The following is a 23,021-nucleotide window of genomic DNA, read 5'->3' as shown; positions in this document are numbered from 1 at the left end:
TTGTCGTGAATTTTCAATGCCTTCCCCCGGCGTTCCTCCATCTTGCTGCCCGATGGTCGTCACTCTCATGGACGCCGCTCCCCATTCCAATCCAGCTATGCAAGATCAATTCGAGTGGATTGCTTCACCGACCTTCGCAGCCCCCGAAGTCGCACGCCAACACGCCCACCAGATTTGGCAAAGCGGGGTTGCGGGCGATTTACTTGCCGCGTTGCGAGAGCAATTGATTGAGCAATTTCCTCAGCTGGACAATCCCGATGCGATGCTGGAGTGGTTGGCGCGGATGATCGCGTCGGCCACGACTGCTGAAACGTTACTCGCGTTATTTAAAAACGATCCCAGAACGCTCCCGGCACTGCTGCAACTCTTGGCCACCAGCCCCACGTTGCGAGAGCGTTTGATCGCCGACCCGCATGCCTTCGAGACCCTTTGCGCGCAGGATGGGCAACCGCTCGATCGCTCGCGGTTGGTGGAAGAGTTGCGGGCGAGTTTGAGTGAGATTACCGATTTCGAGCAAGCTTCCCAGCGGATTCGTGACTTTTTGGTCCGCCACACGAGCCGGATTATTTATGGCGAGTTCGTGCGCTCGATGGTCCCCGAAAAAGTGGGACGCCAATTGACGTATGTGACCGATGCGGTTGTCCAAGCGAGTCTCGATTTTCTGATTCGCTATCTCGACACGATCCGTGACACGCCAGTGTTGCCGAGCGGAAATACACCCCAAGTCACCCTGATTGCACTCGGCAGCTTCGGTGCCGAAGAGATGAGCTATGGTGACTCGTTGAATTTGATCTTTCTTTATGACCGGATCGATCCGTGGAATGTGACGCATCGCGAATTCTATGACCTGTTGGTCACTGAGTTCATCCGATTGCTGCGGACGGAGGATCGCTTTGACGAAGGTTTTAATATCGATCTTCGTCAAAGCCCCAAGTATGAAACCGGGACCCGGATCTGTAGTTCCTTTGAAGCGGTGCGTGTGTTTGAAACCTCGGGGCGCATTTGGCAGCGGCTCGGGTTTATCAAAGCACGCGTGGTTGCCGGTTCTCGGGAGCTGGGGGACGCGTTCCTCGATCGATTGCAGCCGTGGATCTTTCGACGTTTCATCAGCCGTTCGGATTTAGCCGAAATACGGACGCTGCGGCATAAGTTGGAACGTCGTACGGTTTCGTCAACCGAATCGTCCACCACCGCCGCCGGTGAGGAAGACGCGGGCCAGCGAGCGTGTAATGTCTTGCAAGCACCTGGGGGCCGACGCGATATCCAGCGGACGATCCAATTTCTGCAACTGCTGCATGGCGATCGCTTGCCCGATGTCCGCAAAGCGAACACCTATGATGCGTTGATCGCGCTGGAACGCTCGGGATGCGTCACCCATCAAGAGGCGGCGCTGTTATCCGAGAATCATGCGCGATTATGTCGTCTGCAACATCAACTCGCGGTGATGTTCGAACGCCTTGACAATCAAGTCCCCGGTGACCGCGATTCGACTCAGCGGATTGCGTGGCAATTGGGAATCCGTGACGCCAAGTCTAAACAGGGGGACGCCGATCGTTTCCGCAAACAATTGGACGAAGTCTTCGACGTCAATAGTCGCATGATCAACCACTTGATGCTCGATGCGCCCGATGATGGTTCGTCGGTCGCTGTGGAAACCGAACTGATGCTCGATCCCGATCCCAACGCCGAGACGATCGAGCACGTCTTGTCTCAACACGGTTTATCGGATCCACCGCGAGCGTTCGAGGATTTGATCGCGCTGAGCCGCGAATCGGTTCCGTTTCTGTCACCGCACCGCTGCCGCCATTTTTTCGCACAGCTGGTTCCTGCGCTGCTCGCCGAAATTTCGCTCACCCCTCACCCCGACCAAACGCTTGCGTCATTAACGCGTGTTGCCGATTCGATTGGGGCCAAGGCGACGTTGTGGGAATTGCTGGGCACCAATCGTCCCACGATGCAATTGATGGTGCGTTTGGGGGCGGCGGCACCGTACCTCGTTGAGATCTTGACTGAAAATCCAGGGATGATCGATGAGTTGATTGATTCGCTGTTGATGGATCGTTTACCGTCCGCAGAACGACTCGACAGCCAATCGATTGAACTGTGTCGCGGCGCCCAAGAGATCGACCCGATCTTGCATAGCTTCAAGCAAAGCGCTCATTTGACGATTGGGGTACGTAACATTCTTGGCAAAGAATCGTTGGCCTCCACTCAACAAGCGATCGGTGACACGGCCGAAGCGTGTCTCCGCCGTGTGATCGAATTTGAACAGGAGCGGTTAGCGGCTCAGTACGGGGATCCGGTGAACAGCGAAGGGGAAAAGGCCGAGATGATTGCGGTTGCCCTTGGCAAATTGGGAGGACGTGAACCTAACTATCACAGCGACCTCGATGTGGTCTTCCTCTATTCCGCCGATGGTGAAACGTGCCGCCGCGTTGGGGGGCCGCGATCGACGACGACCAACCGCAGTTTCTTTAATCAACTCGCCCAACGAGTGATCCAACGCGTCAATGCGCCCGGTCCTAAGGGGCGATTGTATGAACTCGATGGACGCCTACGGCCGAGCGGAGAAGAAGGCGTTTTTGCCGTTTCAACGGTAGACTTTCTCAACCGCTTTGAGCAGCGTCACGCGCCCCTTTGGCAATGGTTGGCGATCTGTAAAGCACGTGCGATCTCTGGATCGCGACCCAGTCGTCGACGTTTTGATTCGGCCATCGCGAGTTTGTTGACTCAGTCGCCATGGCAGCCGGAAATGGTGAGTGAGATCCAACAGATTCGCCAGCGAATCCAAGAAACCGCGACCCCCGATAATCTAAAACGAGGTGAAGGAGGGACGGTCGATGTGGAGTTTGTCGCCCAGATGTTGACCCTAAAACATGCCGCTGAATCGCCAAAAATTGTACACTCCAACACGACGATTTCGCTGGAACGACTGGCCGCCGCAGGCCATCTTCCCCAACACGAAGCGCTGCAGTTGATCGCCGGCTACCAAACCCTTCGCGGAGTCGAAATCAATTTGCGATTGATGAAAACACCTCAGCGGCACGCGCTGCCCGAACAGGATGCTGCGATGGAAAATCTAGCCTTTCTGATGCACGAGAAGGATCCCAAGATGATTCAAGCGGCATGTAGCCAAACGCGTCAGCGGAACCGCCGACTGTTCAATCAAATTTTGGCCCGTCCGTAAACGTTGAGTCCCACGTGATTCTGCCGATTTGTGAGTTTGCAGTTCGTAAGTTTGCCCATTCGTGAGTTTGTTGACCTGTACCCGCTTCTCCTCCCACTTGATTGCCAACGTCGATGCCAACCTCTTCCTTGATCTGCTCGCCGAGTGACAAGTCGATGCATCAACTGTGCGAGACGCTACGCCAGTGGTCGCTGCGCTGGAATGGCGTGTCCGATTGGCCCGCCGAAGCGCTCCGCGCGTGCGCCGATGCAGGCGTCTACCGCTGGTTCTTGCCGCCGTCATCGGGCGGTTTGGGGTGGAGTGATGAGGATCAAACTCGCGGCTACCTACAATTGTCGGCAGCCGATTTAACGACCACCTTTGTGATCACCCAATTGGTGGGCGCGATGCGGCGGATTGCTGGCAGCGAGAATCCAACGCCAGCCTCGCGGTGGCTGGAAAAATTGGTCGCCGGAGAGGCCTTTGGGACAGTCGGGATCAGCCATTTGACGACGAGTCGACGGCACCTCGCGAAACCCGTTTTATTGGCGACCGAGAATGCAGACGGCTTTGTGCTCAACGGCATGTCGCCTTGGGTGACGGGAGTCCCGCACGGGGATGTCTACGTGGTCGGAGCGAGCTTGGACGATGGCCGAGAATTGTTGGCCGCCGTCCCGCGATCGCTACCCGGTGTTGATCCTTTTCCCGGCACCGAATTGGTCGCGTTATCGGCCAGCTGTACTGATAAACTTGTCTTTGATCAGGTTCAAATCGATGCCTCCATGTTGATTGCCGGACCGATCGAAAATGTGATGCGGACGGGCAGCGGAGCCGGTACGGGGGGGCTGCAAACATCGACCCTGGCAATCGGGCTCTCGACCGCCGCCGTGGACTTTCTTGCCGGCGAAGCCAACAAGCGGCCTGAATTGCAAAGCGTGGCTAACGAGATGCAATCCGAGGTGAAGTTGCTTGCAAACGACTTGATTCACGCGGCATCAGGCGACACGAGCTGTGATGCGGCGGAACTTCGAGGGCGAGCAAACCGCATGGCACTGCGATCCACTCAAGCCGCATTGACTGCGGCCAAAGGGGCGGGCTACGTCCAAGGGCACCCCGTCGGCAAGTGGTGTCGCGAAGCGCTGTTTTTTCTGGTCTGGAGTTGTCCGCAACCGGTCACTCAAGCCTACCTGTGCGAATTGGCGGGAATTCAAGACTGAGCCGGGGGTTCCCCAACCCCGATGCGTCCGTTTTGAAGTTGCGAGTTTGCTGTTTTTCCCGGCAATGCACTCGTTTTCCCAGCAATGTACTCGTTCACGCTTCGAGGGGTGGAAGACATGCCACTTCGAAACGCGGCAAACGAAGCCCTCACCTCAAGCGAGGATCCGGCTATAGCTGGTGACAAACAAGACGAGATGCACGGCTAACAAACCGGCAGCCGGGACGCGTAAGTGCGAGTACAGCCCGAGGATGCTGAGCAGACACCCCAGTCCCGCGATCATCGTCCCCCCAACGGGAAACCAAGCGGTCGCGGCTACCGCGAAGAATACGACCATCGTCGCCGCGACCACCGCACCGATCGAGGTGTAGCGGAGCGGTGTCGCTTGGAAATAGATATCTTCGGCCTGAACCGCCTGCGGATTCGGTTCGGGCTCGGTTGCAAACGGCGAACCCACACGGATTTGCTGCTCTCCTGACGATGCCGTTCCCCCCACCGAGTTCGTGGACGCAGCCGGTTGAGCCGTTGGGGCCGAATGAGTCGAGTCGGGAGAGTCCGTGGAATCTTGCGTCACCAACGCTGCGATCACGATTCGATTTGCATCGCTAGCGGAGTCGTTTGTTGACACCCCCGCTCGACCGATTTGATCCCCGTTCGGGGTGCGTTGTGTCTCGCTCGAATCGTCTTTCATCGCGTTGACTCGCACCTCCGAAATGCAGCAAAAATGGGGGAATCGCTGGTGGTTTTCCGAAACAAATGGCCCGTAAATGTTGCCAGGTTTGGGTCGATCCGGCTATCTTAGGTCTATCGGGAATCCATCCTACACTTTCTGCTTGAATGAGACCGCCTTGAAATCGTTTAAATATTCAATCTCACTGCTTGCGATCTTCGGGTGTGTCATCGGCTTGGGTCTGAATCCGATCGTCAATGCCTTGGAAGCAACCGCGACCCAACCCCTTGAGCCGGAAGTGGCCGAAGCTTCGGACGAAGCCGCTCAATCGATGCAGGGGATCGCAGTCAAGCAGGGTTGGACGATCGATTTATTTGCGGCGGAACCGTTGGTTGCCAATGTGGTCTCGTTTGATATCGATCATCAGGGCAGATTGTTTCTGTGCGAATCGTTTCGACAAGATCGAGGGGTGACCGATAATCGAAGCCACAACGACGAGTGGGTATTAGCCGATTTGTCGGCCAAAACGGTCCAAGATCGGATCAACTATCACCGCTCGCTGCTGGGTGATGCGGCGATCACCTATGCTCAACACGATGATCGGATTCGACGGTTGGTCGATTCCAACGGCGACGGTCGAGCCGATCGCAGTGATCTTTTTGCTAGCGGCTTTAATCATTTGGAGGAAGGGACCGGAGCGGGCGTTTTGGTCCGTGGCAACGAGGTCTTCTATACCTGCATTCCACGTCTTTGGAAGCTGACCGACGACGACAACGACGGCGTGTCGGATCAACGCGTCGCCTTGTCCGATGGCTACGGGGTGCGCGTGGCCTTTCGCGGCCACGACCTACACGGATTGGTGATGGGGCCCGATGGACGCATCTATTTTTCGATCGGTGACCGCGGTTATCACGTCACCACGGGGGATGGAAAAGTACTTGCTAATCCGGCCGAGGGGGCTGTGTTCCGCTGTGAGCCCGACGGCAGCGGGTTGGAGGTTTTCTGTAGCGGTCTACGCAACCCCCAGGAGTTGGCCTTCAATGAACTTGGCGATTGGTTCACCGTCGACAACAACAGCGACAGTGGCGACAAAGCCAAAGTCTTTCATTTGCTCGAGAAAGGCGACTACGGATGGCGGATGTATTACCAATATTTGCCCACGCGCGGTCCTTACAACGAGGACCGTTTATGGGAACCGTTGCATCCCGAGCAAGCCGCCTATATCGTTCCCGCGATCGCCAATTTTACCGATGGACCGAGCGGTTTGGCGTACTATCCCGGCACCGGATTTGGCGACGAACTGAAGGACTCGTTTCTGGTTTGTGACTTTGTGGGTTCGTCGGGCCTCAGCGGGGTGCGCTCGTTCAAGTTGAACCGCCAAGGGGCGTCCTACAAATTGACCGAACCGGCCAACCCCGTCTGGTCGGTGCTGGCAACGGACGTTGCCTTCGGCCCCGATGGAGCAATCTACGTCAGCGATTGGGTCGATGGATGGAGTGGTACCGGGAAAGGCCGAATCTATCGCGTGACCGATCCAGAGCATCACGACTCCGAAATCGTCCGCGAAGTCTCCGCTGTGCTGGCAAGCGATTGGTCCCAACGAACCCCGCAGAACTTGGTCCTCGATTTGAGTCATCTCGATCAACGGATTCGACTCGAAGCGCAATGGGAACTCGCCCGCCGCGTCGATACCGCGTCGTTGCTGGGGATTGCGACGGATGCCAAACAAACGATGCTCGCACGCCTGCATGCGATCTGGGGAAGTGACCAGATCGCGCGGGTCAACAACGACCAAAGAGCCGAGGTCGTGGCGGCGCTTCGGCCGTTGCTGGCGGATACCGATCCGGTTCTTCGCGGTGCGGTTGTGAAGGTGTTGGGCGAACGAGGTGACCAAGAATCGGTACCAGAGCTGAGCCCCTTGTTAGCCGATGAATCTCCTCGCGTGCGTTATTTTGCGGCCATGGCGTTGGCAAAATTGAAGGCGTCATCCGCCATGCCTGCGGTGATCCAAATGATGCTTGAAAATAATAATCAAGATGCGGTGTTGCGGCATGCCGGCCAAGTCTTTTTCACGAGTGCGTGCTCGGCTGAGTCGATTATGAAGTTGCACAAGCATGAAAATGAGTCGCTGCGGCGAAGTGCCGTCGTGGCCCTACGGCGGATCAAGAGCGGCGAAGTCAGCAAGTTTTTAGCGGATGAAAGCACGTTGGTGGCCTTAGAAGCGGCGCGTGCGATTCATGACGAACCGATCCCGGTGGCGCTCGGTTCGTTGGCGGCATTGATCGAAAAACCATCGGCGAATTTGCCGCTGCTGCGACGCGTGATCAACGCCAATTATCAGCTCGGGACGGCCGCGTCAGCAACCGCGTTAGCCAAGTTTGCCTCGCGGTTGACCTCACCCGAAGCGATGCGATTAGAGGCCCTCGATGTGCTAATGAAATGGGACCAATCGGACCCTCGCGACCGTGTGCTCAACGACATTCGTCCGTTAGGGGAACGGGCCGCAACGGATCCCGTCGCCGCGTTGGATGCCCATATCGATACGTTGATGATGTCCAGCGAAAACGTTCGCGAAAAAGCGATCGAGGTCGCTTCGAAGCTGGGGGTCAAGAAAATTGCACCTGCCTTGGTGACGCGTGTTAATGATGCCAATCAAGCGGCTCGAGCTCGCGCATCGGCGCTGCGTGGTTTAGCCAAACTCGATCCTGCCAATGCGGTCAAACTGGCCAAAGAGACCCGTTTAGTGCCCGCCGACGCGCTCGCCGAAGCAGCGCTGCGAGTGCTCGCCGAGCATGACCTTGCCGCTTCGATCGAAGTGATGATTGCCGCCACGCAAAGCCGCAACGCGTCGCTCCAACGCATTGCCTGGGACACGTTGGCACAATCGACCGATCCGCGTGCCAGCGAAGCGATTCAAGCTGCGCTCCAGAGCTATTTAGCGGGGACGCTCCAGCCCGAAGTGCAATTGAATGTGGTCGAGGCTGCCGAGTCGTTGCTCGCCCAGGGCAAGTTGCCCGATACGGTGGCAGCGAATTTAAAGCAGTTTCAAACGTCGCTTGCGGAAAACGATCCGCTTGGCAAATGGTTGTTGTCGCTCCACGGTGGCAACGTCGCCAAGGGAAAACGACTCTTTGCCAAGACCGAGTTGTCGTGTGTGCGATGCCACAAAGTCGATCGCACCGGAGGCGAGGTCGGCCCCAATCTGACGACGATTGGTAGCGACAAAGATGCACGCTATTTGCTTGAGTCGATTTGTTTACCTAATGCCGCGATTGCCAAAGGCTTTGAAACCGCAGTGATTGCGGACGAAGACGGGCAAGTGGTCACGGGCATCGTGAAATCGGAAAGCGATGAGGTGATCGAAGTCATCCAAAGCGATGGCGTCTTGAAACGAATCGATCAAACGCAAATCGTCGCCCGTCGTTCAGGGAAATCTGCGATGCCCGCCGACTTGATTAAACAGCTCTCCGCACGCGAGCTACGTGATCTGGTCGCCTATCTAGCGAGCCTGAAAGATAAGTCTCCGGCCGCGGCGGGGCATTAGAGACCACGAGTCATTAGAGATTGAGTAGAGCACACGGCCCGACCGATTGTTCGCATCCAGCGCGTGCGCCTAACAAAGGGGCCGAGCCCTTGGCCGTGCTTTATCCACCACTTCTTTTTTGAGCCCAATGCCGAGCGGGATTTCAGCAATTAGCGGGTGGTTTGAGGGTAGCGAACTCGACCGGAAAACCTAAGCCAACCTCTGGATTGCCCCAGAAAGGGTCGCAGACAACCGGGCGACGCCCCCGTCAGGGGCGAAAGCGATTTTGCACTCTCGCATTGCGCAGCGGGCGCTTCGCTAACCTACGGCTAATCTCCTCAATCCCTATTGGGATAGGATCGAAGACCCGTTTTTGAAAATTTCTTGCTTCGTGTACGAACGTGACCTAGGGTTTTGTAATTCGTTCTGTTGTAACGAGCACGTCGGGGGGCCGTGGTGTTCGAGGGTGCAAGGAGCGATCGAATTGCCGTGTAATCATCGTCAAGCCCATTCCTTGACCAAACGTTGAGGTGGACCGTGCGTTCAACTTCAAGCCGTTTGGACAGAAATTAATCTCTCATGACTTGTCACGAACTCGCCCAGCGAATTAATGCCATTCACCCCGAATTGCCTCCTGCGGAGGTGGCGCGGTTGAGTCTGTTGATCTTGACCCAAACCACGGATACTCGAGAGTTGGCCGAAGAAGCATCGTTGATGCGAGCTTGGAAGAATGCAAGTTTTCGTCTCGAAGCCGCGGCGGATCAACATGCCGCGGTCGCCGATGAATTGGAACAATTGTGTAACAGCGGGCCGATTTCCTTTACCCCCGATCAATTGTGGATCTTGCTTCGCGCGGTGAAGGTGCAAAGCCAATTGCTCGATCTCTACACGGACCAACCGGCGTTGGCCTAGTCGCGTGGGAATCGTCCCTCACGCGGTCATGCGGTCGCGAATCTCTGCTGGATGTTTGCTCTTTTTGCACTCGTTTTTTCATCGTGGCATTAATTGAGACCTAAGTTTTTAAGTAGTGTTTAAAAACTTTCACGTTGAGACTCGTTATGTCAGCTGCTCCGATTCCGTGGAAACACGTTCGCAACGTTCTGGTCGTGTTCGCTCCCTTGTGGATGGGGGCTACCGTTTTATTCGCCTTTTTTGGCGTCTGTGTCGCCTTGTTTAGTAGCGACGTCTATTCGGCACGACAACCTTTGGTCGTGCGAAACGAAGCTTCCACTTCGCTCGATCGATCGGGACGATTTAACAGCCAAACGGAGTTGAAGTCGGCACAAGAAACGATTCTTGAAATGACTCAAAATCCCGAGGTGGTTGCCGGAGCGTTGCGCCAAATCGGCCCTCCATCGGGAACCAGCGACACCGCTTGGCCCACGACCAAAGTGGTCGACGCGATTGCCAAGGACGCCGTCAACTTGCTCGCTCCCCAGGGATCCGAGTTTGGCAGCACGGAAATGGTGTATTTGCAAGTCAAAGCAAAAGACCAACAACGCGCCGTCGAATTTTGTAAAGCGTTGTTTGATAACTTGACGTTGCACTTGAGGACCATTCGCCAAGTGCGAGCCGACAGCGTGATTGCTGAATTGACACACGCACGAAACTTGGCCCAGCACAATTTGGACGCGGCCGCCTCGCGAATGCGAGTGTACGAAGTCAAATTTGCAGCCGATCTCGGTGAACTGCGAAACCTCAACGATGCGATTGCCGGGGACGGTACCAACCGGCGAACGCTCGAGGAAACCGTCCGCGAGCTACAAGTCGCGGAACTCGACCTACAAAAACTGCATTCGTTGGAGGCACTTTTGGTCGCGGGATCGGAGAACCCCGATCACCTGCTCGCCAGTGGCAGCGATTTGTTATCGCTTCAACCTTCGCTGTTGCGATTGAAGGATGGCTTGGTGGACGCACAAATCCGAAGCAGCGAACTTGCGGCGAACCGTACCGCGGAACATCCCGCACTGCGGAATGCCAAAGCAACCGAAGCTCAAATTCGTAGCCGCATGCAAGAGGAGGCGCGGGGGGCAGTGCAAGCCATGCAGCCGACATTGAAGCTGGAAAAAGCACGCGTGGCACGATTGGAAGAACGCAAAGAACAACTAACCGTTCGCCTCGACGCGCTCGCTGCGGCGCGAACGGACTATGCCAACGTCGACGCCGAAGTACGCCATCGAACGACCCTGTTAGAAGAAGCCGAGCGGGCGCTTGCGGATGCCCAAGCCAGTCGCGCTGCGGCGTTGTCGACCAACTTGGTTGCGGAGCTTGGCCCTCCCCAAGTCTCCGATAAACCGGTCGGCCCCGGTGGAACCTTGGTCACATTGGGGTCGGCGTCCGCAGGATTGTTGTTTGGACTCGGGGCGGTGTTCTTGATCGCACCGGGACCGACGGAATCACGAAAGGGACGCCGCTGGAGCGATTATTTGCAACGTAGCGGACGACGCGAAAGCGACCAAAGCGGATCGGTCGATGTCGCCTCGGTTGCTCCCAGTGCCCAGATCGTTGATCGCCGGGCACCGCGTTAAGGCAGCTCGTCGACCATGCCCCAGCCCGCTTTCTTTTCGCGGACGTATTGCGCAAACGTGTTGTTTTCGATCGCCGCTCGCGCCTCGGACATCACCCGTTGGTAATACGTCAAGTTATGGATCGTCAATAGAATCGGTCCCAACATCTCTTTGGCCACGAACAAGTGCCGCAGGTAGCCGAGGCTGTGACGACACGCCAAACAGGGACAATGTTCTTCGAGGGGACGGGTGTCTTCGCGGTAGGTCGCGTTGCGAATTTTGACGTTCCCACGGTCGGTGAACGCCATCGCATTGCGACCGTTTCGGGTCGGCATCACACAATCGAAAAGATCGATCCCGCGAGCAATGCTCTCCAACAAATCGATTGGCCGCCCGACTCCCATCAAATAACGGGGCTTGTCGGCGGGCAGATGCGGGCAAGTGGCTGCGGTGATGCGGTACATTTCCGATGGCGCCTCGCCGACACTAAGGCCGCCCACGGCGAAGCCTTCGAAATCCATCGTCGCTAACTCTTTCGCACATTGGATGCGTAGTTCCGCCTCCAAGCCTCCCTGGACGATCGCAAAGCGAGCTTGATCGTCACGCGTCGCCGCGTTCAAACAGCGGCCGGCCCAACGGATCGAACGCTCCATCGCATCGACCACGGTCGAACGCGGCGCGGGCAACGCCACCACATGATCGAGCACCATCGCAACATCGCTACCGAGTGACTCTTGGATCTCGATGCTGTGTTCGGGAGTCAACTGGACGATCGAACCATCGATGTGGCTTCGAAACGTGGCCTGTTGTTCGGTGATTTCGCGGATCGACTCGAGACTGAAAATTTGGAACCCACCGCTGTCGGTCAAAATGGGGCCTTCCCACAACGTCATCCCATGCAGCCCGCCGAGCCGACGCACCGTTTCGTGGCCCGGCCGCAGGGCCAAGTGATAGGTGTTCCCCAGGATCATTTCGGCCCCAGTCGCGGCGACTTGATCAATCGTCACCCCTTTGACGGTCCCTTGGGTCCCCACGGGCATGAACGCGGGCGTTTGGACGGTTCCGTGCGGCGTCGAAAACACGCCCCGCCGCGCCCCGGTTTCGAGATCTTGAGAAAGCAGTTGGTAGGAAAATTGGCTCATGAAGGACGCTCGATGGGCTGCGGCGGACGTGAATGGCGAACGACCGAGGGGGCGCCAGACTGATGACGACGGTTCGACCCGTTTGGGACCCGTGATCCGTTGGGGACCCGTGATCCGTTCGGGGCCCGTGATCGACCGTAATGTCGCACTCGATCACGCGATCATTTAGCCCCTGTTTTGACAAACCCAAGGGGATGTGGAAAGGTGAGCCAGCCGAGAATCTTGTCGCGAGTGGGACTACGAAGGCCCCACTATGTTTTGCAATCCATTATGATGGTCGATCACTCCCCCCTGAGGTCGCTGCGACGAGCAACGCAAACCACTCCTCACTCTTGATTACCTTCCCCCAATCCATAGGGATTCCATGTTTCGATTCTGTCTCGTGACGATGGTCACGCTTTCCTCAATTCCTTTATTGAACTCAACCGCACTGGCCGACCTGCAAGTCGGAGCGGCGATTGTGAATATTTCTCCGAACGAGTTCCCCGTGATCGTCAACGGGAACATGACCGCTAGTTCCGGTCAGAAAATCAAAACGCCCGTCAACGCTCGTGCCATCGTGATCAGCGACGGTACCGAATCGATCGCGATGGTCGTCGTCGATAGTTGCATGATCCCCACGATGCTGTTAGATGACGCCAAACATCGCGCCGCCAAACGCAGCAAGCTCAAGCCAGATCACATCATGATTTCGGCGACGCACACGCACACCGCGCCTTCATCGATGGGGCTGCTCGGCAGCGATGTCGATCTGGCCTACGTTCCGCTGTTGCGCGAGGGGATTGTCGAAGCGATCGTCGCGGCGGAAAGCAATCTACAACCCGCCCGTGTCGGCTGGGGGACCGCCCAAGCGCCTGAGTTCACTGCGCTGCGACGTTGGATTCGTCGCCCCGATCGCGTGGATACCGACCCGTTTGGTAATCCCACCATCCGTGCCAATATGCACGCCGGACGGAACCCCGACGATGTCACCGGTGAATCGGGCCCCGAAGATCCTCAACTCTCGCTGATTGCCTTCGAATCCCACGCGGGCGTGCCGATCGCCGTGTTGTCGAATTTTTCGATGCACTACTTTGGCGATTCACCGATCAGCGCGGATTACTTTGGCTTGTTTGCCAACGGCTTGCAGGACTACATCAAAACTAAACATCCCGATGCAAAGAACGTCGTCGCTGCGATGTCACATGGTTGCAGCGGTGATATCTGGCGACGCGATTACACGCAAACCGATCACAGTGCCTACTCGACGATTGAGTCGTACACCGAGGGCTTGTTGAAGATTGCGACCGAGACGTTCGACACCATCGAATTCGAAAATGCCGATTCGATTGCCATGGCTGAGTCTCGGTTGCATTTGCCCTACCGCGTCCCCGATCAACAACGGCTCGAATGGGGCCAGCGGATCGTCGAATCGATGGAGGGACGCATGCCCAAGACAATCACCGAGGTCTACGCACGTGAACAGGTGCTGTTGCATGAACTGCAATCCACCGATGTCGTGGTCCAAGCCATCCGGATTGGTGAGATCGCAATCGCCACGACTCCGAATGAAACCTATGCCCTCTCCGGATTGAAGCTGAAACGTCAAAGTCCGCTCGAGAAAACGATGGTGATCGAATTGGCCAATGGAGCGGACGGCTATATCCCGCCGCCCGAACAACATCCGTTGGGTGGCTATAACACCTTTGCGGCTCGTTCGGCGGGTCTCGAAGCGCAAGCCGAGCCGAAGATTATCGCAGCCGGAATGCGATTGCTCGAAGAAGTGAGCGGCAAAGCACGACGCCCTCACATGCAACCTCAAGGACCGGCATGCACCGCGATGTTGGAAGCCGCGCCGTTGGGCTATTGGCGCCTCGATGAAATGGAAGCCCCGGTCGCGCGGGACATCAGCGGACACCAACGCGATGGTATCTACGAACCCGGCGTTGTCTTTTTCTTGGCCGGACCCCACTCGTCTGCGTTTACCAATGACATGGACCCCAATCGCAGCGCTCATTTCGCTGGCGGCCGGATGCGATCGCGAATCAGCGGCTTGAAGGATGGCTACAGCGTCTCGATGTGGTTCTGGAACGGGATGCCCGTCGAGGCGCGTGAGACCGCTGGTTGGCTGTTCTCACGCGACCACGCCCACAGCATCACCTCGGCCGGTGAGCATCTTGGCGTCGCAGGCGTGGGAGACCATCAAGGACGTTTGATGTTTCAACAGGGAACCGGCAACGAGCCCGTCTTCGGCACGACTCCGATCGAACGTTGGACCTGGAACCACCTTGTGCTCGTTCGCGAAGGTTCGAAAGTGCGAGTCTATTTGAATGGCAACGAAGAAGCGGAATTGCAAAGCGATTCGCTCGCCAATCTCGCTGGCGGCGTCGACTCGATCTTCTTCGGTGGACGCAGTGATAACGACTCGAATTGGGAAGGACGTCTCGATGAAATCGCGATTTTCGATCGAGCCCTTACTGCCGACGAGATGAAACCGATCGCGGCGAAATAAGTGTGCTGAGCCATAGCCTCTGCAATTCGCCTAGCCTGGGGCCCCTCAACAGGCTGGGCTAGGTGAAATTGCGAGGCATTGCCTCCTGCGACCAATCGCGTCGCTTCAAGAGGGACGCGCTAGGCGTGGCCGGCGACCCCGCATTTTAACATGCGTCACGTCCACCGAATCGTGCCGGTGGGCTGGTCGCTTCGATGGCAACGACCGATTCCACGACGCGATAGCGATGAGGCGCGCCACAGGGAACGAGCCAAGAATCGCCAGAGTGAAGCGTGGCCCTTCCTCCATCGAGCTCCAATTCGATCACGCCGCTTAACAAGTAGCCCACCGTTTCATAATCGCGACAATGCGACTCGGAGAACTCGCCAGGGGCTTCACGCCAATGACGCAAGGCGACTTGTTTCCCTGTCACCAAATAGGTTTGCCCCATCGATCCGATGTCGGCGTCCGAAGTGGAGTGAATTTGGGGGATATCCATCGCAGTCGTTTCGTTTCAATAATGGGGAGACGGAAACGCAAGCCGCGTTGCCCCGTTTCAGTTCAGGCAAAGGACGTGCCCGTGGCGATTATGGGATCGCCCGCACCTTGCGGGGCGGTTGAACCCGTGCGGCGCGGTTGAACCCGTATGACGCGTGAACCCGTGTAACGCGGTCGGGCCCTTGCGGCGCGGTCGGGCCCTTGCGGCGCGGTCGGCCCCCTTCGCCACGCTCGGATGCGAGGCTCGCCTAAGTCGAAATTCGATCCCGACGCAGGGCGAACGCCAGCACGGCGACGGCACCGATAATGGAGCCGATCCAGCCGGCGGATTGCAGCGGAGATCCGCCGGAAAATAAGTAACCGACAAACCCGCCCACAAACGAACCGACGATCCCAAGCACCATCGTGCGAAACAGGCCCAGCTCTTGGCGTCCAGGGATGAGCAAGCGAGCGATCGCTCCGATCACCAATCCAGCGAGCATCCAACCGAGAATTGAGATTAGCATTTTTTCCGATCCTAAAACGAATGGTCCTCAAACGACGAGGGTTCCCGCAAAGGTGGAGGGTTCCCACAGGTAACGGAGATGCGAATCATGTGCCATCTGAGCAAGTTTGCGGAGATCTGTGAGTGCGGTCCTGCGAGTGCGGTCCTGCGGACATCGTCGCTGGTTCCACGCCGGTTGAGCGGCTTTAGTTGCTACCATCCCCGTTCGCCACCTGCCCCACGCGCCACGACTCCACACGCCTGCGTGCCGGGCCGCGGGCCACATCCCCGCCGCTTCTGCTCGCCAAAGGCACCCTGGTTCGGCTGCACCCTCTTTGTGCGGCCACCAAGCAACATGGCCGAAAATCGAACGCCGTCTACCGGCGGTGTCACCGCCTTGGGGCCCCGCGGGATCGTTTAGGCCCGCGGGATCGTTTAGGGATGAGCGGGCGTTGAGTATGGCAGCATGAGAGACGTTGCTTCTCAGCGCTGGATCGTCTCGATGACGCGAACCGCGTTAGAGTCGGGCTGGACCCCGGCGCCGTAGCGAACCGCGTAAACCTGAGTCGCTTCGGCGCCAAGCAACACGATCATGGCCGTGTAGTAAACCCACACCAACAACACCGCGATCGAAGCGGTTGCCGCACTCAATTGTGCTCCGGGACTCGCATACGAAAAATACCACTGCAACGCATATCGTCCGACCAGGAATAACACGGTGGTGACCGAGGCGCCCACGAAGACGTCACGCCACTGCACTTTGGCGTCCGGCATGAACTTGAAAATCGAGGCAAAGACGGTCATCGCAATTAACGCCTGGACGACATAGCTGACTCCACTGACCAAACCCACGTTTACCCCGATCATCTCGGTCAATCGCTCGCCGAGTGCGGTCAAAATCGAGGAGACCAATAGCGAAACGATCAGCAAGAAGCCCAGTCCCAAGATCATCGCAAACGACAAGATTCGCTTTCTTAGCACCGCCTTCATCCCTGATTTTTCGGGATCGGGTTTGACCTCCCAAACTTGGTTCATCGCATCTTGCAGGGCACCCACGACCCCGGTCGCCCCCAGCACGATGCCGCCAAAACTGAGCAGCGTCTTCCACCACTTGCCTGTCGCAGCGCGGTCGTTTTCGAGTATCGCCGCGATCTCGTCGCTGATCGATTGATTCCCAATCATCTCAGCGGCTTGGCTCGTCAATACCTTCTCGGCCTTCGCTTGGGCATGCTCACTGTCGTACGCCAACGACAATCCAAAGGTCAGGATGACCAACAGTAGATAAATCAGCGGAGGCAGAGCAAAGGCGGTGTAGTAGGCCAAGGCGGCGGCGAGCGTACTGCAGCGGTTCCGCGAAAATTCCGAGAGCGTCTGTTTCAAATATCCCATCGACTCGGTCCGGATTTTGGCATAATGATCGGGCCCCGCCGCTGGCTCACCGCTACCAGCGGTCTACCGGACGTTCGAGAATTTCACGCAGCAAGACCGCTTGTTGGATGCCTTCGGGCGATTGCAGTAAACGCAATAGATCGCCCGCCACATCTCCGGTCATTTTCACTTCCGGAGCGGGCGGTGCTGCCGAGCGATTTGACGCTTTGACTTTTGCCAACGCTAACGCGGCGACCGATTCGGCTTCCTTGGCGGCCCGTTTGGCCTCTTCGATTTTGCGTTGGCGCTCTTGCCACGGGCTGGGCTTCTCCTCGACGACCTCGGCGACGTAGATCTCGTCTTCGACGTCGCGTGATATTCGCTCGGTGCGGCTGTTGCTGTATTGAGGTCGCTGAGGTTTCTGGGGGGCGGCCGGTCGTGGTGCCGCCGGTTGGCCTCCCGCGTTCGCTTGCCGACGCTGGGCTGCACGACGTAAGAAATCTTCGAGATCGCCCGCCATGATCGTTACTTTGTTTTTGATTTTTTGGGCATCGAGACGCCACTACTTGCGTGACGGCCCGACCTAAATGGAACTTGCGCGGTTTCGCGATTCGCCGCGTTAGTCTTTACCGTAATTGGTTTCGACCACGTGACGTCCTGTTCCCGCAATCGTCTTTCGCATTTCAGTGTCCGCACTGACGTTTTGCAGTTTGTAGTAATCCAAAATGTGCAAGTTGCCACTGCGAAACGCTTCGGCCATCGCTTCGGGAACCGAGGCTTGAGCCAAGACCAACGACGCGCGGCTCTCTTCAATCTTAGCCTGCATCTCTTGTTCTTCGGCGACCGCCGCGGCCCGTTTCCCTTCGGCACGGGCGCGAGCGACTTGAGTGTCCGCTTCGGCTTGATCGGCTTGCAGTCGAGCACCAATGTTGGCTCCGACATCAATGTCGGCGATGTCAATGGAAACGATTTCAAATGCCGTTTGGGAATCCAATCGTTTGGCGAGCACCGCTTTGCTGATCACATCGGGATTTTCGAGGACCGCTTTGTGGTTCGTGGCACTACCGATCGCACTGACGATCCCTTCACCAACACGCGCGATAATCGTTTCTTCGGTCGCTCCACCGATCAATTGTTGTAAGTTGGCACGCACGGTCACGCGCGCCTTTACCTTCAATTGGATGCCGTCCTTGGCAACCGCATCGAGCGAAGGTTTGACCGATCCACGCGGTGGGCAATCGATGACCTTGGGGTAGACGCTCGTTTGCACCGATTCCAACACATCGCGTCCTGCCAAATCGATCGCCGTTGCTTCGCGGAAGGTCAGCGAGATTGTTTTGGCTTTTTTGGCCGCGATCAATGCGCGAATGACTTGTTGGACATTTCCGCCCGCCAAGTAATGGGCTTCGAGTGCTTCGCCCGTGATCTCAGGATCCTCTAGTCCAGCCTGAGTCGCCATGATTTTACTGCGAACGATGCTGCGCGCGTTCACTTTTCGGAACGTCATCCCCAGCAAGTTGAAAATCGAGATGTTCGCCCCGGTCAACTGCGATTGAATCCACAAACCAAAGTAGCTGGCAAACACAAACAACAGCACCATCATCCCAGCGAATAAGACGAGGGCCCCGATCAAAATCGGCACGGTTGCGTTGGGCAACTCTTGAGCAAGAAGGGCAGGTTCTAACATCGGGTGCGTTTCCAAAGGGGAGGCAAGTCCAAAGGGGAGGCAAGCTCTGGCTAAAACACTTGCGGTGTGAAAGCGAATCGATCAAGGGTGTGTCGCAGCTCCCTAATGTCCCGCTCCGCCAGGGCGATGTCAACTATGCTGATGCGGCGATCCGCCGTCCAGAAGCCTTCCCAGGGCATTTCCTTAGGCTGCGGCGGCGAGCAACCCTGTTGGCGGCAACTGCAAAATTAAGCGGTCCGTTCGCAGCCCCGACGGTGTGCAATGGCTAATTGGGGTTTTCTAAATCGAGCGTATCGAAATCGAAGGAATCGGGCGAATTTTCCAGCGAGGGTGGCGAGATGGGGGGCGGCGACGGACCGCTCGCTCCGCTGGCCGCGGCGAGTGTCGCCAAACGCTCGGCTTCGCTGATCGGACGCACATAGATCTTGCCCGCTTCCACCTTCGTCACGATCACCGATTCGCCCGCATCGATCGCCATCCCCAAACTGACCGCATCCAGCCGCAATCCGCCAATCTTCACCATCCCGCTCGGCAAGAGATTGGTCATGGCGACGCCGACCGCTCCGACAATGTCGTCGAGCGGCTTGCCGTTGGCCAGCGTTCGCTGCGGCCCCGGTGAGTGCAATTGACCCGGCCGCCGATTCAAAATGCGTCGTCCAATCGGAGTGTGAGGCCAAATGCGAATCACGGCGAGAAAGATCAAGGGAGTGGAGAGTGCGACGATCATCAACAACGTCATTCCGGCGGTCGTGCTATGCGCAAACGCTACCGCCAGCGCGGAGATGACGGTCACCACCGCAGCAATGCCAACCAACCCGCCGCTCGGAATCAAAAATTCCAGCACTAGCAGGACGTAGAACACGAACAGCAAGGCGTAGGCGTAATAAAGCGGCATCAACTTTCAAATGCCTCAACCACAACCCGTGTCCCGCGGACCTCGCAGACGCGCACCGGTTCCCCGCTGGAAATCGTCGTCCCATCACTGACCACTTGCACGATTTGGTCTCCAAAACGCGCTTTCCCAGCCGGTCGTAGGGGCGTGGTCGCGACGCCCGTCTGGCCTTGCAAATGCGAGAAATCGGCGAGCTTTTCCGCTTCGTTCACGGCGGCCGAATCGGGCGGTTCCATCGTCAATCCACCCAGCAAGGGAACATGCGGCATCAACATCCGAAAGGCAATGAAGCCTCCAATCAATCCGAACCCCGCAAACAATGCCGTCCAAATACTTTGCGTCAAAACCTCCAATTGATAGACGTTTCGAGGCACGATGAAGGTTTGGCTCATCAGCACGATGCCGAGCACGGTGAGCCCGATACCGCCAATGCCAAACACCCCAAAACCGGGCACCACAAAGACTTCGATGGCAATACAGATCAACCCCAACGAAAAGGCTAATAATTCCAACCACTCCGCCGTGCCCGCTAAAAACTTAATCCAAAAATACATCGCGAAACAAATCACCGCGACGAAGCCGGGGATGCCTAAACCGGGCGCATTGGCTTCGGTCGACAACGCCGCAAATCCGATGAACAACAGCAAGAACGCCAACGCATGGCTGCGGCCGAGCTTCTCTACAAATCGCACCATTTTTCGGTCCGTCAACGGCGGCGGGATTTCGCTCAGCCCGACTCGACGCGAAACATCGGTCAATGAAGGAGACTCGCCATCGGCTAACCCCAACGCAATCGCTTGAGCCGTGGTCAAACCCGCAGCCAATTCAATGCGTTCCCCACGCTGCCATCGCTCGCGTTCGGAATCCACGTCGCCGGCCCCACGCAATAAGTCGGACTCCGTCGCATAGCGAATCCGTCCCGTTTTGCGGTTGGTGTAGCGATAGACTTCAAGCTCAGGGTCCAACAAGCCGCGGATCAAGGCGGCGGGCCGTTTTGTCGACCGGGCAATTTGCTCAATCAACTCGTCGTTGCGAATCACCATCGAGGCATCGATCGCTTCGCCACCCGGACCGCCCAGTTTTCCATTGGGATTCATCAACAACGGACGACACGCGATCGCGATCAACGCCGCGTCACCGCGGGCTTCGCCTTGGATATATCCCGCAACGGTCTGCAGCGGAGGTTGGGGTTGCGCGAACCAACCTGCTAACGTCGCACTTTGGCTTAAACTTCCCCCCGAGGAATCAATCGAGATCACCCATGTGTTGATCTCGCCCGACTCAAGCGTCGCGGTTAAATTGCTTTGCCAACGACGCGATCGGCCGGAGTTGATCGAGCCGATCAACTCCATCAAGACACCGACCGGTTCCCCTAGCGTTAGTTGGGCGTCGAGTGGATTGAGCGCGGCCAGATCAAGCAGCTCGCTGGCCTGGTCGTTGCTATTGACGATTCCCGACGCGATGCGTGCGGCGCGTAACTCTTTGGCATCGATCCGCAGGGGACTCTCCGAAGTCGACCAAATCGATTCGCTCGTGACTTGGCCGCTCGAACGCAGCGTTGCCAATGTTTCACCGACCGCGAACACCTCGCTGCCATCGACCTTCGAAACTCGGGCTAATTCAGCGCCGGGATCGACCAACGCCTGAACCACCTCGGCTGGAAACACGCCTCGCCGGGCCGCAATCGATCGGTAGCTGACCTCGATCGTTTCGTCCGCACTCGTTTCGTTCTGAGAGGCGTCGGCGATCACTCCGCCCGCGGAAACAAGCAATAAATCCGAAGCCAAAATGGGCAACACCGAATGCCCTTGCACCGTCCCTTGTACCCAAGCCACGACGCGGACGCGACGCAGTTCGGGGCCCGTCATCGCGCGCGCCAATCGCAACGCGTCTTCGAACGAGGTGTTACCACGCGAGGCAACATCCTCGCCCTCTTCGGACGCCGCGTAACGCATCACCACGGTGACGCGTGCACCGTCCGTGGACGATTCAGCCAGCCGTTGGAGTTGAGCCAGAATGCGGGTGGTATCCGCAGCCGTCAACGGTTCGGGCATTTCGATCGTGTAGCCAACCTTGCCGGGGTCGGCATCGGCTCCATCGCCGCCGTCTTGGGGGGCGCCGCCCTGGGCGGCGGGTTCCGCAGTGGCGGGGGACGCCGTCGCCGCAAAGGTCTCGGGCGAGGTCGCGACCGCGACGGTCAAAGCGAACAAAAACGCCATCACGCTACGGCAAACCATCGCGTTCGTTGAAGTCGCCTGCCCGCATGCTGCAGTCGCGGCTTTCATTGCTTCTTCCCTGTAAATGGACGAAAGGCCCTGGGCGGGAGGCGGTCCGCAAGCCCGAGGCCATTCGGTTCACTGTTCTGTTCTCTATTCAATGTTCAATGCCAATTATAGAACCAAAGCAATCGAGCGGGTAACGAAAGACGAACCACTCGTCGGGCAAATTTGCGACGTTACCCTGATTTTGTAGCCTACCGTATTACGCCTTTGGATACCGTATTACGGCTTGGGATAATGCCGCATTCGCTCGATTTCCCCGCCCGCTGCTGCTACCCCTGAGGAAATTTCCGGCGTACCATGGATGTTTCCACGCTCAAGACGGCATCGGTCTCAGCTTTTGACACTGCTAACTCTCCCCCCTGTGATAGATCGCAATGCCCAGTCGGGGGCCGCAATGCCCTGCCGGGGGGCAGGCGGTTTTCGCTGGGTAACGGAGGGCAGACGGCGTATCTAAGGGGTTCCCAAGGCATGAAACAAATCATCACCACCGTACGCCCTCATTTGGCGGAACAGGTACTCGCCAGTCTGCGACGCGCTCCGTTGGAAGCGCTCAGCGTGATGGAGGTGAAGGGCTACGGACGTCAAAAAAGCTACCTCAACGAGTACAAAGAGACCGAGTACTCCCACGCCTTTGTTCCCAAAGTGGAAATCACGCTGTGGGTCGACGATTCACGCTGTGAAGAAATTTTGCAAAAAATTGTCTCGGTCACTCGCACGGGACGTATCGGCGATGGAAAAATCTTGGTGTTGCCCGTTTCGGAGTACCTGTAAGCCAACGGCACCTGGCGTACGACCCCTCCACCGAGGTTTGCAGAATGCTGATTTAGTCGCATTGCACGCCCTCAAGGAAAGGCAAAGCGGGCTTTAGGAAAGGCAAAGCGGGAAACATCCTCCCGCTGGGAGGGTCGCGATGAGCGAGCGGGGAGGGTTTTATGGCCCTCGGTCCAAAGTTAGCGATATTAAAGCCATGATGCTCGGTTGATGGGGGCGCGGCTCACGATTGCCCCTCGCTTCACGATTGCCCGGCGTCTCACCGATTGCCCCCCGCAGCCCACTGAACTTCTCCCCGAAGTTCGCGGATCGGAGCTCTCCGCTGCGGAAGCATCTTGACGGGAT

Annotated in this window: 17 protein-coding genes; 8 read left to right on the top strand and 9 right to left on the bottom strand. The window is 57.4% G+C overall.

Annotated features, from left to right (window positions below; all coding sequences use genetic code 11):
- Positions 1-97: 97 nt before the first annotated feature.
- Together Pla52o_RS16945 and Pla52o_RS16940 are read left to right on the top strand one after the other, a co-directional pair.
- Positions 98-3,187 (top strand): [protein-PII] uridylyltransferase family protein, encoded by a 3,090-nt coding sequence (locus Pla52o_RS16945; protein WP_197169305.1) that lies wholly within the window; start codon positions 98-100, stop codon positions 3,185-3,187.
- Positions 3,188-3,300: 113 nt separating this feature from the next.
- The gene (locus Pla52o_RS16940; RefSeq protein WP_146595816.1) at positions 3,301-4,383 is read left to right on the top strand and encodes an acyl-CoA dehydrogenase family protein; all 1,083 of its coding nucleotides are present in this window, start codon (positions 3,301-3,303) and stop codon (positions 4,381-4,383) included.
- A 153-nt stretch (positions 4,384-4,536) separates the two neighbouring features.
- Here Pla52o_RS16940 and Pla52o_RS16935 read toward each other — a convergent pair whose 3' ends face one another.
- On the bottom strand, positions 4,537-5,073 hold the full coding sequence (locus Pla52o_RS16935; RefSeq protein WP_146595815.1) for a hypothetical protein: 537 nt from the start codon (positions 5,071-5,073) through the stop codon (positions 4,537-4,539).
- 157 nt (positions 5,074-5,230) lie between these two features.
- On the opposite strand from Pla52o_RS16935, the gene Pla52o_RS16930 reads away from it, so the two are divergent.
- The 3 genes from Pla52o_RS16930 to Pla52o_RS16920 all read left to right on the top strand — a co-directional run bounded on the left by Pla52o_RS16930 (position 5,231) and on the right by Pla52o_RS16920 (position 11,103).
- A complete protein-coding gene (locus Pla52o_RS16930; RefSeq protein ID WP_146595814.1) occupies positions 5,231-8,596 on the top strand; it encodes a PVC-type heme-binding CxxCH protein in 3,366 nt (1,121 codons plus the stop codon).
- Between the two features lie 558 nt (positions 8,597-9,154).
- Positions 9,155-9,487 (top strand): hypothetical protein, encoded by a 333-nt coding sequence (locus Pla52o_RS16925; RefSeq protein ID WP_146595813.1) that lies wholly within the window; start codon positions 9,155-9,157, stop codon positions 9,485-9,487.
- A 146-nt stretch (positions 9,488-9,633) separates the two neighbouring features.
- Positions 9,634-11,103, top strand: coding sequence for a hypothetical protein (locus tag Pla52o_RS16920; protein WP_146595812.1), 1,470 nt, complete (start codon positions 9,634-9,636; stop codon positions 11,101-11,103).
- On the opposite strand, the gene tgt is transcribed toward Pla52o_RS16920, so the two are convergent.
- Entirely contained in the window at positions 11,100-12,224 is a 1,125-nt protein-coding gene (gene tgt / locus Pla52o_RS16915; protein WP_146595811.1) for a tRNA guanosine(34) transglycosylase Tgt, read from the bottom strand. The two genes, Pla52o_RS16920 and tgt, sit on opposite strands and share 4 nt — an antisense overlap.
- Here tgt and Pla52o_RS26985 point away from each other — a divergent pair.
- Both Pla52o_RS26985 and Pla52o_RS16910 read left to right on the top strand, forming a co-directional pair.
- Positions 12,223-12,393, top strand: coding sequence for a hypothetical protein (locus tag Pla52o_RS26985; RefSeq protein WP_197169304.1), 171 nt, complete (start codon positions 12,223-12,225; stop codon positions 12,391-12,393). The two genes, tgt and Pla52o_RS26985, sit on opposite strands and share 2 nt — an antisense overlap.
- A gap of 195 nt (positions 12,394-12,588) precedes the next feature.
- Positions 12,589-14,715: a neutral/alkaline non-lysosomal ceramidase N-terminal domain-containing protein gene (locus tag Pla52o_RS16910; protein WP_146595810.1), complete on the top strand. Its 2,127-nt coding sequence runs from the start codon at positions 12,589-12,591 to the stop codon at positions 14,713-14,715.
- A 145-nt stretch (positions 14,716-14,860) separates the two neighbouring features.
- On the opposite strand, the gene Pla52o_RS16905 is transcribed toward Pla52o_RS16910, so the two are convergent.
- From Pla52o_RS16905 to Pla52o_RS16875, 7 genes are all read right to left on the bottom strand, one after another.
- Positions 14,861-15,193 carry a cupin domain-containing protein gene (locus tag Pla52o_RS16905; protein WP_146595809.1) on the bottom strand — a complete coding sequence of 111 codons (333 nt, stop codon included), beginning with the start codon at positions 15,191-15,193 and terminating at the stop codon, positions 14,861-14,863.
- Positions 15,194-15,440: 247 nt separating this feature from the next.
- Positions 15,441-15,698, bottom strand: coding sequence for a GlsB/YeaQ/YmgE family stress response membrane protein (locus tag Pla52o_RS16900; RefSeq protein WP_146595808.1), 258 nt, complete (start codon positions 15,696-15,698; stop codon positions 15,441-15,443).
- Between the two features lie 461 nt (positions 15,699-16,159).
- Positions 16,160-17,065: a YihY/virulence factor BrkB family protein gene (locus Pla52o_RS16895; RefSeq protein WP_146595807.1), complete on the bottom strand. Its 906-nt coding sequence runs from the start codon at positions 17,063-17,065 to the stop codon at positions 16,160-16,162.
- 52 nt (positions 17,066-17,117) lie between these two features.
- Entirely contained in the window at positions 17,118-17,564 is a 447-nt protein-coding gene (locus tag Pla52o_RS16890; RefSeq protein ID WP_146595806.1) for a hypothetical protein, read from the bottom strand.
- Between the two features lie 99 nt (positions 17,565-17,663).
- The gene (gene floA / locus Pla52o_RS16885) at positions 17,664-18,731 is read right to left on the bottom strand and encodes a flotillin-like protein FloA (RefSeq protein ID WP_146595805.1); all 1,068 of its coding nucleotides are present in this window, start codon (positions 18,729-18,731) and stop codon (positions 17,664-17,666) included.
- A gap of 265 nt (positions 18,732-18,996) precedes the next feature.
- Entirely contained in the window at positions 18,997-19,626 is a 630-nt protein-coding gene (locus Pla52o_RS16880) for an NfeD family protein (protein ID WP_146595804.1), read from the bottom strand.
- Positions 19,626-21,908, bottom strand: a complete 2,283-nt coding sequence (locus tag Pla52o_RS16875) for an NfeD family protein (RefSeq protein ID WP_146595803.1) — start codon at positions 21,906-21,908, stop codon at positions 19,626-19,628. The genes Pla52o_RS16880 and Pla52o_RS16875 overlap by 1 nt, the downstream gene beginning before the upstream one ends.
- Before the next feature lie 465 nt (positions 21,909-22,373).
- On the opposite strand from Pla52o_RS16875, the gene Pla52o_RS16870 reads away from it, so the two are divergent.
- Complete coding sequence (locus Pla52o_RS16870) at positions 22,374-22,676, top strand: P-II family nitrogen regulator (protein ID WP_146595802.1); 303 nt, start codon at positions 22,374-22,376, stop codon at positions 22,674-22,676.
- Positions 22,677-23,021: the final 345 nt, after the last annotated feature.

Source organism: Novipirellula galeiformis, from assembly GCF_007860095.1.
In the GTDB taxonomy this organism is placed as follows: domain Bacteria; phylum Planctomycetota; class Planctomycetia; order Pirellulales; family Pirellulaceae; genus Novipirellula; species Novipirellula galeiformis.
The sequence above is the reverse complement of the archived record's forward strand: the minus strand, read 5'-3'. Positions and strand labels throughout refer to the sequence as shown.